Genomic DNA, 16,445 nt, shown 5'->3' on the forward strand with positions numbered 1-16,445 from the left:
AGAACAGGAATGGAGAAGAGACCTAATATTGTTATATTCAATCCGGATCAATATCGCTCTGATTTTGTTCGCCATTTGGGAAATCCAGCAGCTGTCACCCCTAACTTTGACAGCATTATTCAAACAGATGCGGTATCTTTCAGCCGCGCTTATTGTCAAAATCCGGTTTGCACCCCCAGCCGTTGCAGCTTCATGAGCGGATGGTATCCGCATGTGAGAGGACATCGCACGATGCTGCACATGATGCAAGAGGATGAGCCTGTGCTATTAAAAACCTTGAAGAAGGAGGGGTATTTTGTCTGGTGGGGCGGCAAGAATGATCTGATTCCTGGACAAAATTCTTATAAGCCCTATTGTGATGTCATGTATAAGCCGAGCCGGAAGATCCAGCCGGGATTGCATACGGATCAAAGCTGGAGGGGGCCAAAGGAAGAAGACAATTATTATTCCTTCTACGCTGGGAAATTGGATACTGGCGGGGATGAGGTATACTACGATTCGGATTGGGCGAATGTGGACGGAGCCGTATCTTTCATAGAATCTTTTGCAGAGAATGCTCCTCAAGAGAACTTCTGTATTTACTTGCCGCTTACCTATCCTCACCCGCCTTACGGCGTGGAGGATCCTTGGTACAGCATGATTGACAGAGAGGCCATTCCTGAACGCATTCCCGCTCCGGAGAATTGGGAAAGCATTCCGAGCATGCTGCGGGGGATCTATGAGCGTCAAGGCTTGCAGCATTGGACGGAAGATCGCTGGAGAGAACTGCGCGCGGTTTACTTGGGCATGTGCGCCCGAATCGATCATCAATTCGGCATGATTGTAGAAGCTTTGAAAGAAGCAGGGATGTATGACAATACGGCGATATTCATGTTCAGCGACCATGGAGATTTTACGGGAGATTACGGGCTTGTGGAGAAGACTCAGAATACATTCGAAGAATGTCTGACGAGGGTTCCATTCATTATAAAACCTCCATCAAATGTTCCGATCAAGCCGGGAATCCGGGACGGACTAGTGGAACTGATTGATTTCCCCGCTACCGTGGAGGCACTGGTCGGAATAGAACCCGCCCATACGCATTTCGGACGATCCTTGTTGCCCATGATAGCGGGAGAAACAGATGTTCATCGGGATGCCGTATTCTGCGAAGGCGGTCGATTGAAGGGAGAAAGACATTGCAGGGAAATGAGCCCTGATGTTGAACATCCGTCAACTGAGGGATTATACTGGCCGAGGTCAAAAATGCAGAGCCAGGATAGCGCAGCGCATACAAAAGCGATTATGTGCCGAACCGAAAGATATAAGTATGTTAAGAGATATGATGAGTTGGATGAGCTGTATGATCTTCAGACGGACCCGCATGAACGGAACAATCGAATCGATGATCCGGAAATGGCTTCTGTGCTGTGCAGGTTGAAAGAAAGATTGTTGGATCATTATATGGAAACTGCGGATGTTGTCCCTCATCAACTGGATGTTCGCCAGATCAAAATAGATTCATAACCTCTTATCCAGCAGCATGGAGAAAAAGAAAGGGCGTTTGAGTGTGAAGAGATTACAATTGTCAGAGGAATGGTTCGAAGGCGCAGTATCTGTCGAGAAACGAGGAGATGGCTGGAAACCATGGCGTCTTCCCTATCAGGATTTCGATTTATTCCCGCCTAATGGAATAGGCAATCATGGAGAATTCTGCGGAGCGGCAAGGATTCGTTTCCAGACGAATACAACGTCTATCGTGCTTCACTGCAGCGCGGTACAGAGTGATGTGAAAATCGATTGTATGTCGAATGGTCAATGGATTGGGACGGGTTCCATTGCAAAGGGTGGCAAAGCAGTAAGCTGGAGCAATCTTCTGTCAGGGGATAAGCTCATCGAACTTTGGCTGCCGCAGAGAGCGGCAATGATCATTTCTCATCTGGAGATTGATGACGAGGCAACAGCTGAACTTGTGCCTGATCATCGTCCCAAATGGATTGCTTATGGCAGTTCTATTACCTTATGTTCGGACGCAGACAGTCCGACAAAAACTTGGCCGTCTATTGCTGCCCACAGAGCAGATTTCAATGTAACCTCGCTTGGCTATGGCGGCAATTGCCACCTTGAACCTATGGTTGCCCTTATGATTCGCGAACTTCCCGCTGAGCTTATAACGCTATGTCTTGGAATTAATATATATGGCGCAAATTCGCTCGGCCCTCGTACCTTTAAAGCAGCGATTATAGGATTCTTGCGAATTATCCGAGAGAAGCACGCAGAAACACCGATTATCGTTTGTTCCCCAATCTATGCTGTCGAGCGTGAATGGAAGGAAAACCTCGTTGGCTTCAACATTATTCGAATGAGAGAGGAAATTGCTGAAGTGGTGGAAATGCTTCAGAGACGTGGTGATCAACATTTGTATTATCGGAGCGGTAAGGATTGGTTCGGCGAAGAGGATGCATATCTATTGCCGGATAATCTGCATCCGAATTCGGAAGGTTATCGCCTCATGGGCGAGCGTTTCGAGAGCCGCATCCTGCAATCAGTTGGTGTGAGAACCAAAATTAAGCAATAGGAGATTAGGTGCTTGTTATTATGCCATCTTTTTCGCCTTGGGGCGAAGAGGATGGCATTTTTGTTTTGATGGTTATACCCTGTTTTCTTGCTGTAAAATGAGAAAACATGAAGAAACATGAATTTTGATTGACAAACAGGAAGGAAACCGAATAACATAGATACGATTGTGAGCATTATACATAGAAAATAGTCGGAGGAAGCTTATAGATGTTAGCGGAAGAGCGCCGTCAGCTTATAGCGGATATCATTCGAAGGGAAGGCAGCGTGGTTGCCAAGGATTTGTCGGAGATGTTCGATTTATCGATTGATTCCGTCAGACGGGATCTGACCATTATGGAGAATCAAGGTCTGCTGCAGAAAACGTATGGGGGAGCCGTTTCGAACAGGAAGCAACCCAAGGTCCGTACCTTGCCGCAATCCGAGGAAATTCGGTATGGGAAAGGCGAGCCGCATCAGAACGCGATTTCCAAGCAGGCGGCTTCGATGATTCGCAAGCATGACACGGTGTTCATCGGAGGAGCGGGCATTCAATATGGCATGCTGAGCTATCTGCCGGAGGATATTCCGTTCACCGTCATTACGAATTCAATGAAGATCGCGGAGGAGCTCCGGCTGCGCGACAATATCGATTCCTACCTGATTGGCGGCAAAATAAGAAGAGAATCTGCGGGCGGCAATTTCAACGATACGCTCGCTATTGAAATGATAAGCAAATTTACGATAGATATCGGTTTCTTGACGGGAGGGGGCATCGCCTCTTGCGGAATCAGCATGTCGACGCCGGACAATGCGTCCTTCAATCGTGCGGTCGCGCAGGCATCTAGAAGAACGGTTGCGCTTGCGCCTCATGAGAAGCTGGGGCTTCGCATGTTCGTGCTGTCTGTCCCTCTCGAATCCATCGATTTGATCATTACCGATCAAGTTGCTCCGGCGTCCGTGCTTGCGGAGCTGGAGAGAAACTCCGTCCCTGTCCAATTGGCAGATGAGAAGGCTGTGAAGGGGAGAGTCGAACATGAAATGGTATAGTATTGAACATACAGGGCAATTGCAGGGAAGCGTGAAAATTCCGGGCTCGAAGAACAGCTCGCTGGCCTTGATAGCGGCAGCATGCTTGTCCGATGAGGGGGTTACGCTGCATGGGGTGCCGAATATTGCCGATTTCCGCGTCATTTGTCAGCTTGGCGAGGAAATGGGCTGCCGAATGACCCGTGATGAGAACGGCACGGTGCGCGTCGATCCTTCACAAATCGATCGTACGGATCTCGATCCGAAGAAGTCTTCCTCCTTCAGGACGGCGTATTACTTTATCGGGGCTCTGCTGGCCAAATTCGGCAAGGTGTCTCTCGGTTATCCCGGAGGGGACGACTTCGTCGCGCGGCCGATGGACCAGCATGTCAAGGCACTGCAGATGATGGGCGCGACATTCACGTATTATGAGGATTATTATGTCGTGGAGGCTTCGAAGTTGAAGGGGGCGACGATCTTCTTCGATACGATTACATCCGGCGCGACGATGAACGCGATGCTCGCCGCCTCGCGCGCTGAGGGCAATACGGTATTGCTGAATGCCGCACGGGATCCCGAGGTGACCGACACGGCGATGCTGCTCAATCTGATGGGAGCCAAGATTAGCGGAGCGGGCACGGATACGATTCGCATTACGGGCGTTTCCCATCTGAAGGGCTGCGCGCATACGGTCATTCCGGACCGTCTGATTGCAGGCGCATTCTTGATGGCGGCGGGCATTTCCGGTGGAAGCGTAACGGTGCAAGACATGATTCCGGAGCATATTACTTCTTGCACGGCGAAGCTGAGAGAGATCGGGATGGAGATCGAAGAGGATGACTATTCCGTGACCGCTCATTCCAATGGTATTTTGAAAGCTACGCGCATTCGCACAGGGATGTATCCTCGCTTCGCTACCGATCTTCAGCAGCCGCTAACGGCATTGCTCACGCAGGCAAATGGAAGAAGCATCGTCAGCGAGCGGATTTATCCGAATCGCTTCAACCATATTCCGCAGCTTGTCAGAATGGGCGCGGACATCCGCGTGCGTTCGGGCGTGGCTTATATTAAGGGGAAGTCACCGCTCAAGAGCTCAACGGTTCACGCCTCGGATATTCGCGCAGGCATCTGCCTCATTCTGGCGGCGCTCGCCGCGGAAGGACGCACGACGATTACGGGCGTGCAGCATATTGAACGAGGCTACGAGGATGTGGCGGAAGCCTTCCAGGCGATCGGAGCGAATATCGAGCTGCATGATTCCTTGCAACGGGAGGAAGAGGTCGCGCTTGGCGATGCGCAATAGAAGCGTGTTTACTGCGCTTCAGAATTCTCTTTAGAATAGCGTCCAGCCATTGCGGCTATTTCACGGAGCAGCTCGGCGACAACCGCAGGAGGGTCCTGCACCTGTACGTGGCGGCCATAGCTGAGAATTTTCTGCAGAGCCTTCTCCATGGAAGAGAAATGGGCGGTTACCGATAAGGTGCCGTCCTTATTGCTGATGACGGGATCATAACCGAATTCATCGTGAACTCTCGTTCGCACTTGCGCATCGAATGTCAGCTTGGCTTGAATCTTGCTGAAGTCGGCTCGGCTCATGAATTGCTGCTCGACCTTTCTCTCCGAATCATTACCCTGACCGTCAAGATAGTGAAACCGAACCAAGCGAAGCGATTTGATGGCATTCTGCAGGACAGTGAATTTCTCCCGGTCATTGGGTGTAAGCTTGAAATCCAAATCCACCGAGCCGTGATCGTGAACAGCTTGCGAAGGATTGGGCGGGCGCAGCGCTCCGAATCTCTCCAGCAAACTCTCGATATCCGGACTTTCGGTTGCAGACTGAATGCCGCGAAGCGCAGTAATGATAGAGGTGAAGTCATCTAGACTGAGCAACTGCTTATCAATACGGTAACCGGACATAATGTCATAACCGCCATCCGCCCCCGGGTAAGATACGATTGGGATTCCGGCCTGATTAATAGATTCCATGTCCCGATAAATCGTGCGAAGCGACACCTCGAAGCGATTAGCCAAATCGGTCGCACTGACGCGTGTTTGATTCAGCAAGGCCATTGTAATGGCTAGCAGACGATCGAGCTTCACAGCATGTTCCCCTTTCCGGAATTCAACTCCAAACAAAGATTTAACTTCCTGCTACTATTCCATTTCCACTCCTCGTTTTCCTTCTTTCTGTTCATCCATCAGGTTGTGCTTTTTTTCCTGCAAGGCTCAGTTGCAATGCTATTCACAATAAGATGGTAAGCATCGGCGTCTGGCGCGGCGAAGCGCAGAAGCTTCATGCCTTCCTCAGCAATAGCTTGTCGCTCGGAGTCACTGCAGAGCTGGAAGGCAGCTATCGTTAAGGTTGCCGTCTTGCTCTTCTGTTGCAGCTGCCAAGTGCCGCGGACAAATCCGTCTAGAAGGATGGTTGGACGAACCAGGCCATTGCGGGTGAACACCTGCTTGCGATCCTCATCGCGAAGAATGCGGTTCCGATTGGCATGAGAGAGCAGTATATTGTCGAATTCGCCAAGGAAGCGAATCCCAGCTGGAGTATCCGCCGAAGGACGGGGGGGCATCCGGCAGATCATAGAGGAGCTCTCCTTTTTCATTCTGAAAGCTGATGAGCTGGTCTGAAAGCAATTTCACAACCTCGGACAGCTTAGTCAGTCCCGACCAGATCTGCATGTCTTTGACGGATGCCGGTCCAAAGGCGGAGAGGTAGCGCAGCAGCAGTGCCTGGAGCTTCTCTTCGGATGGCTCTGCCAGCGGCTGCCCGAGCCATACATCGGCTGAAGCATGCCTCGCTTGGCCGCTCCTGTTCCAGAGCCCGCGCGGAGGCAGCTGCACGAGCGGCACGTTGTTGCGCGCCGCAGCGGCAAGCGCCTCTGGAGCCTGCTTCGGCCATTTGGTTTGAAGCCTCTTGCCGAGCTCGTTGTGGCTCAGCGCTTCGTCCGCCAAGAGGTCTCTGGCTGCTTGCTCTAACTGATACAGATTGACCCCTTCGAGGCGCTTGCCAAAGCTGCCCTTGAGCGACTGGGCAAAAACAGGCTCCAGGCTGGATCGCATGTTGAGGCAATCCTGGGCGGAAACCAAGTGCAGCGTTGAGCGCATCATGGCGATGCGAACGGCTTTGCGCTCGAGGAGCAGCCTGGACAGCTCCGTCGGCTGGAATTGGTCGAGCCGCGCCCATAATCCGAAGTAAGGGGCATCTGTTGATTGGGCCTGCATGCCAGCCAGCCTTTCGATGGCTTCAAGCGCTGGAAGCCGCACACGGTCCAGCAGCATTTGACGAGCGAGCAATGCGCGATTCAAGGACCGGTTGCAGAGCACAATCGGTTGTTCTTTTGACATCCTTCATTCCCCCTGCTATATGGATTATGGTACTCCCAGCTGCCTCAATCCTATTTATCTGAATCGACCGAAGAAGGAGCGAATATCCTCTGCCAGCAGCTGAGGCTGATCCATCGCCGCGAAATGCGTGCCGCTCTCGAACTCGGACCAATGCACGATGTTCGTATTGTCTCTTTCCGCGAATGGACGAATAGATTTGAAATCATCTCCGAATACGGCTAATCCGGTTACGGCGGTGTTCGGTGCTTGCGAAGATTCCTCCGCGCTATGGCCGTTCTCGTAATAGAGTCTGGAGGAGGATTCGGCAGTGTTGGTCAGCCAGTAGATCATCACATTGGTCAGAAAGGCATCTCGATCGATGAAATCGATATGATCGCCGAAGCCGTTGAAGAGATCAGCAATCCAAGCCAGAATTTATAGAATATTGGGTAAGGGTCTTCTGTCTAGCGCTGATTACGAACGTTACAACACGATCCCAGACGGCTATCCACTCTGCAAAGTTGGTTACCAGCGTTGCAGCTTGCAAAAAAAGCGCGGTACCACGCGTTTGCGCAGATTACCTTTTACAAGGACACCGGAGGCCTCAATAGAGGTTTTTTTCACGGTTAATTGCGAGATTGTCTATTCATTGTGGGCAGTCTCATAAAAAAGCGCAGATTGACATGTTGACGGACACAGATGCGCTTATTTCCATCAAAAATCATCATTTGTCATCTTAACGGACACCAGCGCTCTTATTTGCGACAAATCGAGGAAAAAAGGGTGTATTCCACACAATAAGGTCTGTCATGTCCGCCAATATGGAAGAATCCCCGCATTTGAGCCGAATAAGGTCTGTCATGTCCGGTAAAGCTGGTCAGACTGTTCAAAGGATGCCAATATGACAATTCTGAGGTCTAATTTGCAGTCCACGGTTAAACAACAGCTTCTATTGTGTCCGTTAGGCGTCACTCGGCATCCCTTCTTGAAAAAATAGCAATGCGATGCGGTTTTACAATGAATCGAAAACCTTATATAGGACTTTATGTTCAGATCCTGATAATGCCATACTCCTATAATCTTAAAGTAGTGAATGTCGCTAATGATTAATGCAATAAACGAGGAGGAAGTCGCATGATTGGAAAACAATCAAGAGCAGGAAGCAGCAGGGGATTCAGAAGCAAGATAGCTATTCTGTTATCGTTAATGCTGCTGCTTCAAACAGGTCTGGCAGGCGGTTGGTGGGTGGGGACCCAAGTCGCCGAAGCCGCCGCTACGAAATACATAACCTTCCTGTACGATGATTTCGGACAAGCAGCATCGCGCCTGCAATTCAACGGGCAAGCTCAAATTGCGAATGGCGCGCTGCGTTTGACGCCTTCAACTAAAGCCACCTTTGGCTCCGTATTCAACAAGGAGCGAGTCTCGTTAAGCGATCAGAAATCGTTTAGCACCTATTTCGAGTTTCAAATGTCGGATCCCGACAGCATAGACAATTATCCACCGGGAGCGGATGGCTTCGTCTTCACGCTTCAGACGAACTCCAACGATGCAGGCAGCATCGGCAACGGAATCGGTTATGGCGGCATTGGGAACAGCATCGGCATTGAGTTCGATACGTTTGCGAATCAGGATGCTGGCATCGAAGATCCCGATGATCATCATGTCGCTATTCAATTCAACGGCAGCGTGAAGCATCAAGGCCAAACAGCGGGCGTTGATTATGCTACTTCTTATAACTTTAAGCAGGGCGGGCCTTATTATGCCTGGATCGACTATGACGGAGCGGCGCAGACAGTCAAGGTCTATGTGAACAACAGTGCTGCTCGACCGTCCTCGCCTCTGCTCGTCAAATCGGGGATTAATCTTAGCGGTATTCTCGGCTCGAATGACGTGTATGCGGGGTTTACTTCCGCGACTGGCAGCGCCTTCGAGAATCATGATATCAAGCAATGGTATTTCACCAATCGCCATGATCCCATTGATCTGAGCTGCGGCTGCTATGCGGAGGCTCCGGCCAAGCTTAGCTATACGACTGTCGTGAACAGCGTATACGGCTACTATACGGATATCGCGCTGTCATCGCTCAGCGGGCAGCCGGGCGCGAATGTCGCTTTGGAAATCAGCCAAGAGAGCCATGTCGTTTTCGTGGACGCGAATGACAATTCGCAGGATCTGGCTGACGCTCCCGGCGTTACGACCGATGCTAACGGTTTGGCGAGAGTGTACTTCCGCGGCGAAGGCGGCGATCCTTCCTTCCGCGTATCGACCGAATATGGCGTCTATAAGGATATTATTTTCACACTGCCTCCTACAGTCACGACAGGAGCGATAACGCCCGCCTATCCGGGCATGACCGCTTCCATCGGGTTGAATGTGGTCGGCACTGGCGGAGAGACGATTACCGACTGGGGCGTGCAATATCGCGAGAAAACGACGCCTGAAGCCAATTGGATTCCGGTAAAGGGCGATCCGCCTATTCTTACCACTACCGGTCCTCACGCCGTAACGCTTGCAGGATTGTCGGAGAATACGGACTATGATCCGCATGTTTACGAAGCGCGGGCATACGCGGTCAACGCGCAAGGAGCTTCCTACGGAGAGGTGAAGGAATTCGCCGTCGAAGAGCCTATGTCGCCTGGCGATGTAGTCTATGACCGTACGGGGCCTTCTCATATTTATATGGATGACGAGATTACGCAGCAGATTGTCGGTCATGGCTTCAACAAGCTCAAGAAGCGAATGAACGGCCTTAGCGTCAGCCTGTTCGATGGAACGGATACGACGGCGATTGGGGCGGAGCAGATTCATTACATCAGCGATACGCTGCTGTCCATTGATATGCCGGAAGGGCTGCCGCTGGGCGCGTATGATTTGATCCTCACGCATTCCTTCTTCAACGACAGGAGCTTCGAGGATGCTTTGACCGTTACGGACGATCCCATCTACAGAACGAGAAATTACGAGGAGATTACCGCCGAGAACGAATTCGCGGATGCGGATCAAGTGTCCAAAATCGTGCTTCGCGGACCGTTCAAGGAATATGCGAGCGAGCCTGGCATTTTCAAGCTTAGCGATCCCAATGAAGTGGTGTCGCTGAACGGCAATTTGCTGTTCAAGGGCTCGTCGCTTGAGGTGGACAAAACCGGGCCAAGAGATATTATCCGGGGCAACGGCAGATTGTATGTGAACGGGAAAGGCACGATCGATGTTCTTACCGCCTATACGTTGCATGACGGGGAATTCGAGTTGAAGCCGGAGGATTTCGAGCTCGTGCTCGAGGATAATCTGCTTTCAGTCGATTATATCGGCATGTCTACGCCAATCAACGTTCATTCCATCTCCTTCCTGGAGGATGGCATTCGGGTGAAGGGCAGCATCGAGGTTGGCTTCAACATGGGCAAGACGTCCGTCGGGGGCTCCGCGATCGTGAACGGCCTGGATTTCAAGGGCTCGCGCGTGGACCTCGATGCGGACTTTACGATTGGAGCGGATTTCAAAACAGGACCGATCGACAGCTCGGAGCTTCGCGTCGGCATTAATACCGCCATTCAAAGGTACAGCTTCGGCGCGACCGCCGGACTGCGCAAGTACAATTTGGGCTTCGAGATGGATCTCGCCATCAAACAATCGCAGCTAGACGCCGTCAGCTTCGCGATTCATGCGAATATGCCGATTCCGGGCACAGGCGTGCAAGTTACACGGCTGGGAGCAGGAATCGAAAATCTGGCCGGACAGAGAACGGCTCCATTAACCTTCCGGGCGCTTGGCGGTTTGTCCGATATCGTCACGCCGATTGTGGACGGCGATCGTATGGTGAATATCAATCCGCTAGATGCGGAGATTTCGGCGAATCACTTCGGCGCGAACGGAACGCTTGCATTATATTCCGTGGATGTCGCGAATCTGGATCTGTTCGTGGTAGCCAATCCTACGGGGTACAAGGGCTATACGAAGGCCGGCTTCAAGTTAACGGCGAATGTGTCGCTGCTTGATGTTCTGGTCGGCGAGATTATGGCCAAATATTTCAGCTCGCTCGGGATTGAAGGCTATGCGAAGGGGAAATTGCAAATTCCGCGGAATATTCCGCTTGTCGGCGGACAGAAGCTGGCCAGCGCGGAGATGGGTGTGGATAGCGAGCGGGCCAAAGGCGGCTTCTCTGTCATCGGCATCGGTTTTCGAGTGGCGTATATTTTCAGCAAGGATGATGTAGACTTCGATGTCGATATGTTCTCTACGGTTAAGAATGTAGCCAAAAAGGCCGTGAATACGGTCGTTAACGTGGCGAAGAGCTTATGGCCGTTCAGCAGAGCTCCTCATGATCCGATTGCCGCAAGCTTGTATGCCTCGGGGCTTCATTCAGGAGTTTCCGGCATTCGAGGCTCCGTTCAGCCTTATAGTAATGAATCGAATAATGAGGATACGGATGCGGACAGCATCGAGGTCTCGCAGATTATCGGCGAGAAAATGCAGAACCTGAGCGGACGTCCGGCTGAGGGCAGCGGCCGCTACATGGAGGGATATGCGACAACGATGAATGTCGCATTGAATCCGCAGGTAACAGCTGCTGGCGGCGATACAACAATCATCCGTCATTCCTTCGAGGTGAAGGAAGCTTATCGCGCGGTTCTTGATTTGAGCGGCGCCGGCGCGCTGCCGTCCATTGTGTTGAAGAAGCCGGACGGAAGTCGTTATCCGCTTCGCTTCGAAGCCTCCGACGAAGGGGAGGCGAATGCGGTATATTCGGCGGAAGCAGGGAAGGTACTGGCAGAGGTCGAGTTCAACGAGAAGGGCATATGGACGCTGGAAGCGCCGGATACGGTGTCGATGACCGCAGGCAAGCTGTTGTTCCGCAAAGCGGATGTTGCATTCGAGGAGCTTGCCGATCAATGGCTGGCGACGGACGAAGCGCAGCTTGTTCCGATGAAGCTTGACAAGCCGGATCTTCTGCTACTGGAGCTGACGGACGCAAGCCCGGATACGGCAATCTATCAGCCGGACGGCCGTCCTTATGTATTGGAAGCGAACGAAAACGAACCGGCATGGAATCGCTATTACGATTCCCAGTCAGGCAAGCTGTATCTCTACGTGGATGCAGCCGAAACGGGCACATGGCTTCTTGCCGGCGGCGACGAGGCGCTGCTGAACACGTATCGGATACAGCCGGGCAAGACGATGCGCGAAGCGCTGAATTGGCTCCAGTCCGATCAGCATGAATCGGTTCTGCAGCTCGACAGCAGCTTCTCCGGCGGCGTTGTCTTGGAAATCGAGCATGCATCGGCGGATGCGGCTGTATTCCGTCCTGACGGGACGGAATATCCGTTGCAATCGAATCCTAATCTGCCTGGCTGGAATGCTTCGTACGATGCTGAGCGCGAGGCGATGACCGTTCTGCTGGATGTCGATCATTACGGCTTATGGATGGTTCGTTCGGGACAATTCCCGTCCGTCTACGCCTTCGCTCTCAAGAGCTCGCCGTCCGATCTTGGCGATTTGTTCGAATCCAGCCGAAGCATGGGGCTCGACATGCAAGAACAGGGGCGCTATGTATTCGCGATTTCCGGAGAAAACGATGGCATTGCCATTCAGAAGCCGGACGGCTCCGCTTACGAAATTGTCAGCGATGAGAATGCCTCCGACCGCAACGCAATTTGGAACGAAGATCAGCAGACGCTCTACGTAACCGTTGATGTAGATAAGCTTGGCGTTTGGTCGGTGCGGTCCAACTCCTGGTTCGGGCTTGATCTGTACACCGCTCCACCGGCGCAAACGATTGAAGCTTTCCACTCGGAAGCGGTGGAGGGAGCGGAAGGGAACACCTTCCGATTGTCTTGGAATGTCTCGCATCCGAAGCCGGACACGCATGTGACAATGATGATCGTACCTAATGCGGAGGAGCGCGTGGGAGAGATTGTCGCCGACGGGCTTCCTGCGGCGGGCATAACCGAGATTACCTTGCCTGAAGGCTATATGCCGGGTGAATATTGGCTGGTCATGAAGGCGGACGGCGATTCTTCCGGCCCAATGTTCCGCTTGTCCGACAGCGCAATTAACGTAACGGCCAAGACAATGCTTCCTCGTCCCGAGCAACTGGAAGTAGTGTCGACTGGCAATGGAGAAATTACTCTCCGATTTACGGATACGCATGCCGAGGATGTGTCCTATTTCCGCATTCTGACTGCGGATGAGGAAGGCAACCTGCAATATGAAGGTCCGACGCTGGATGTTGAACCGCAAGAAGGAGCGGAGCAAGAAGCCATTGTGTATGGATTGGAGACAGGTCAGACGCATCGCCTTGCCGTCATGGCCATCAAGGAGAATGAGGAAGGAGCGCTGTACAGTCAGCCTTCTGAAATCGTGACGGCCGAATTGCCTGTACCGAACCGCGCCGCGCTGGATGTTGTGATCGATTCGGGCGGGGCGGCGCAGGTCGAGCATGAGTATACGCCGTATTACGCCGACGATTCCTCCGATGAGCAACTGCGGCTTACGGTTACTTCCTCCCATGAGCTGACGCTGACGGTTCAGGCTGATCAAGCGGTATCCGCTGAATTGTTCGTGGGCGGGGAATCGCAAGGCGTGAAAGAGGCCGATCCGGAGATGGGAGCCGAATTCTCCTTGACGGATTTGACCGAACGGGATTACACGATCGAGATTGAAGCCGAGAATGAAGCGGGAGATATTAGCCGTTATTATCAGAAGCTGTTCGTCGACGAGACCGCGCCGTTCCTCTATGTGGAGGAGCCTGTCAGCGGGTATGTGGAGGATGGCAATCGGGTGTTGTTCAGCGGCGCGGCGGAACCGGGCGTGCGCCTGACTGCGAATGACCGGCTCATTCCGGTCAATGAATATGGTCAATTCCATGCTTATTTGCCAATAACGGAAGATGAGGGCGTGCTGCCGATCGAGCTGCTGGCAAAGGATGAGGTTGGCAACACGACGACGTACCGGTTGGAAGTGTTGAAGGGCAACGGGGGAGCCTCCGGCCAGGAGAGTCCTGCCGATTTGTCGGCGCTGACAACGGATATGGGCGACATGTCGACGCTGTTCGATCCAGGCGTGACTGATTATTCCTTGCTGCTGGACGCGGCCACGAAACATATCCGGGTATGGGCCACAGCCGTGAATGGGGATTCCTCCGTGAAAATTAACGGGAAGTCGCCGGATGAAGACGGATCGGTTATGATCGATATTCCGGAAGAGGGAACGACAGTTGAGGTGAACGTTACGGCAGCCAATCTCAGCACGAAGCAATACGAGCTTCATGTTGCCCGCGACACCGACCAAATTGCGATTCTGAATAATCTGCAATTGGGCTCTGGCGAGCTGAACGCAAGCTTCAACGGCATGCGTACCAGCTATACGATGAATGTCGGCAACGAGGTGGATTCGCTCACGGCAACGGCAGAGGCATTCGCATCAGGCTCGACGATTCTTGTGAATGGGATGCCGGTTGCCGACGGGCAGGCATCCGCTCCGATTGCATTGCCGACGGGAGATAGCCTTGTCAGCATTGAAGTGAAATCGCCGAACGGGGAAGCGTCGCGCATGTATGAAGTGACGGTAACGCGCGAGAAGAGCGGCAATGCCGACCTGTCGGAGCTATCGCTTGGCGACGCAGAATGGAATCAGACATTCGCCAGCGATATCAAGCAGTATGCGGCAACTGTAACCGAAGGGACTTCCACATTAAGCGTCGCGGCGACGACGGCTGATGAAGCAGCGGTCATGACGCTTAATGGCGAGACCTTTGTCAGCGAGCGGCAAGTGCAGCTGCAGGATGGAGCCAATCAGTTGGAGATCGAGGTAACAGCCGAGAACGGGAACACGAATACCTACATCGTGAATGTCTACAGAGAGACGGTGCCGGAATTCACGGCGAATTTGAAATCGCTGACGGTGAAGCAAACGGAGCTGTCAACCGCATTCTCGCCGTGGGTCATGAATTACGCATTGGAGGATGAGTCCTACACGGGCAGCATGATGACAATCGAAGCTTTCTCGGAAGACGAGCAAGCGAACGTAACGGTGAATGGCGAAACGCTCCAGGGTGGCGGAACGTTCCAGGTGCCGATTCGACAGACGGGCAACAACTATGTCGGAATCAAAGTCGAATCGCCGGATCAGTTCCAGACGAGGAACTATGCCATTAAAGTGGTCCATCCTCAGACTTCTTCTCCAATCGTTAATGGCGTTAATGTAAACGGTCAGGGGAATATCGCAACGGGCTCCCAGAAGAACGAGTATGGCCGTCAAGTGATGCACGTTTCGTTCGATGCTGTGCAATTGGACAAGATGATTGAAACGGTGAACAGCGGAGATCGCATTACCGTGTCGATTCCTTCCAGCGCAGAGGCGATGAACGGGATGTTGACCGGCGATATGGTGAAGAAGCTGGAAGGCAAGCAATTATCGCTCGACATTGTGATGGGCCGGGCAACATACACAATCTCTGCGGAAGCGATGGAGATCGACAGCGTGCAGGAGCATTTCGGCGCAGCGGTTCCGCTTGAGGATATTGAAGTGAGCATTCGCATTGTTCCGCCGACGGTCGAGCAAAAACAGGTTTATGAGGGAACAATGGCGGAGGCGGGAATCGAGCTTCTGGCCGAACCTGTCGATTTCACGATTGTCTACTCGCATAATGGGCAAGCATACACCCCCGATCGTATGCCAAGCTATGTGGAAAGATCCGTGCTTGTAGATGACGAAGAGCAGGCCAAGCGAATCACAACGGGCGTGCGCGTGAATCCGGACGGCAGCTTCGAGCATGTGCCGACGATAGTCTATGAACAAGACGGACAATATTGGGCGCGAATGAACAGTCTGACGAACAGTCTGTACGCCGCTATCTACCATCAGCAGAGCTTCGCGGATACCAAGGGACACTGGGCTCAGGCGGCGGTTGAAGATATGGCATCCCGATTAATCGTGAACGGCAAGAGCGCCGATCGCTTTGAGCCGGACAGCAGCATTACAAGGGCCGAATTCACGGCGATGATTATGCGTGCGCTGGGATTGCCGGGTCAATCCGGTCAATCTTCGTACAGCGATGTATCCGCCTCGGACTGGTTCGGACCGCTGGTGCTCGCAGCATCCGATTATGAATTGATTTCGGGATACGATGATAAGACCTTCCGTCCGAATCAACGGATTACTCGAGCGGAAGCGATGGTAATAATGAATCGGGCAGCACGGCTTGCCGATATGGAAGCAGTCATGTCCGATCAGGATGCGAGAACGCTGCTAAGCGCCGCTCCGGACAACGATGACATTCCAGGCTGGGCTTACGCAGCGGTCGCGATGTCATTGAAATCGGGAATCGCGAACGGCTACGAGGATGGCAGCATCAAGCCTAACCGTTCGGTCACGCGAGCGGAGACGGCTCAGCTCATTCGCAATTTGCTGGTGAAAGCGGAATTGATCGAATAGCAGCAGTCTTCGCGCAATCCGAATGAGGAGCATGACAAGCCAATCGAGGTAGGCTCTCCGCGAAGCGGGGAGCCTTCTTGTTTCTTTCGTTCTAACGATAGATTGGGCAGCCCCTGTGC

General features: G+C 52.6%; 9 protein-coding genes. 5 read left to right on the plus strand and 4 right to left on the minus strand.

All coding sequences use genetic code 11. The annotated features are described in order from the left end of the window. Positions 1 to 9: 9 nt before the first annotated feature. The 4 genes from HFP08_RS27300 (at position 10) to murA (ending at position 4,867) form a co-directional block, all read left to right on the plus strand. Positions 10 to 1,506, plus strand: coding sequence for a sulfatase family protein (locus HFP08_RS27300; RefSeq protein WP_168123803.1), 1,497 nt, complete (start codon positions 10 to 12; stop codon positions 1,504 to 1,506). A 16-nt stretch (positions 1,507 to 1,522) separates the two neighbouring features. Further along, complete coding sequence (locus HFP08_RS27305; protein ID WP_168123804.1) at positions 1,523 to 2,557, plus strand: SGNH/GDSL hydrolase family protein; 1,035 nt, start codon at positions 1,523 to 1,525, stop codon at positions 2,555 to 2,557. A gap of 209 nt (positions 2,558 to 2,766) precedes the next feature. After that, positions 2,767 to 3,585, plus strand: coding sequence for a DeoR/GlpR family DNA-binding transcription regulator (locus HFP08_RS27310; RefSeq protein WP_168123805.1), 819 nt, complete (start codon positions 2,767 to 2,769; stop codon positions 3,583 to 3,585). Continuing rightward, positions 3,572 to 4,867 (plus strand): UDP-N-acetylglucosamine 1-carboxyvinyltransferase, encoded by a 1,296-nt coding sequence (gene murA, locus HFP08_RS27315; protein WP_168123806.1) that lies wholly within the window; start codon positions 3,572 to 3,574, stop codon positions 4,865 to 4,867. The genes HFP08_RS27310 and murA overlap by 14 nt, the downstream gene beginning before the upstream one ends. 8 nt (positions 4,868 to 4,875) lie before the next feature. Here the strand turns inward: murA and HFP08_RS27320 are convergent, their stop codons facing one another. The 4 genes from HFP08_RS27320 to HFP08_RS27330 all read right to left on the minus strand — a co-directional run bounded on the left by HFP08_RS27320 (position 4,876) and on the right by HFP08_RS27330 (position 7,248). Further along, entirely contained in the window at positions 4,876 to 5,664 is a 789-nt protein-coding gene (locus tag HFP08_RS27320) for a helix-turn-helix transcriptional regulator (protein ID WP_168123807.1), read from the minus strand. Between the two features lie 98 nt (positions 5,665 to 5,762). After that, positions 5,763 to 6,152, minus strand: a complete 390-nt coding sequence (locus HFP08_RS29415) for a DNA glycosylase AlkZ-like family protein (protein ID WP_346768771.1) — start codon at positions 6,150 to 6,152, stop codon at positions 5,763 to 5,765. Next, positions 6,034 to 6,915 (minus strand): winged helix DNA-binding domain-containing protein, encoded by an 882-nt coding sequence (locus HFP08_RS27325; RefSeq protein WP_240941911.1) that lies wholly within the window; start codon positions 6,913 to 6,915, stop codon positions 6,034 to 6,036. The genes HFP08_RS29415 and HFP08_RS27325 overlap by 119 nt, the downstream gene beginning before the upstream one ends. Before the next feature lie 54 nt (positions 6,916 to 6,969). Continuing rightward, entirely contained in the window at positions 6,970 to 7,248 is a 279-nt protein-coding gene (locus HFP08_RS27330) for a hypothetical protein (protein ID WP_240941912.1), read from the minus strand. A 780-nt stretch (positions 7,249 to 8,028) separates the two neighbouring features. On the opposite strand from HFP08_RS27330, the gene HFP08_RS27335 reads away from it, so the two are divergent. Then, positions 8,029 to 16,326: a cadherin-like beta sandwich domain-containing protein gene (locus tag HFP08_RS27335; protein ID WP_168123808.1), complete on the plus strand. Its 8,298-nt coding sequence runs from the start codon at positions 8,029 to 8,031 to the stop codon at positions 16,324 to 16,326. Positions 16,327 to 16,445 lie beyond the last annotated feature (119 nt).

The organism is Paenibacillus sp. HB172176, assembly GCF_011947265.1.
Lineage (GTDB): Bacteria > Bacillota > Bacilli > Paenibacillales > Paenibacillaceae > Pristimantibacillus.

Excerpts from the sequence above, each read along its gene's own strand:
- HFP08_RS27300 (WP_168123803.1), top strand. The coding sequence starts at position 10 with ATGGAGAAGAGACCTAATATTGTTATATTCAATCCGGATCAATATCGC.
- HFP08_RS27305 (WP_168123804.1), top strand. The coding sequence starts at position 1,523 with ATGGAGAAAAAGAAAGGGCGTTTGAGTGTGAAGAGATTACAATTGTCA.
- HFP08_RS27310 (WP_168123805.1), top strand. The coding sequence starts at position 2,767 with ATGTTAGCGGAAGAGCGCCGTCAGCTTATAGCGGATATCATTCGAAGG.
- murA (WP_168123806.1), top strand. The coding sequence starts at position 3,572 with ATGAAATGGTATAGTATTGAACATACAGGGCAATTGCAGGGAAGCGTG.
- HFP08_RS29415 (WP_346768771.1), bottom strand. The coding sequence starts at position 6,152 with ATGATCTGCCGGATGCCCCCCCGTCCTTCGGCGGATACTCCAGCTGGG.
- HFP08_RS27325 (WP_240941911.1), bottom strand. The coding sequence starts at position 6,915 with ATGTCAAAAGAACAACCGATTGTGCTCTGCAACCGGTCCTTGAATCGC.
- HFP08_RS27335 (WP_168123808.1), top strand. The coding sequence starts at position 8,029 with ATGATTGGAAAACAATCAAGAGCAGGAAGCAGCAGGGGATTCAGAAGC.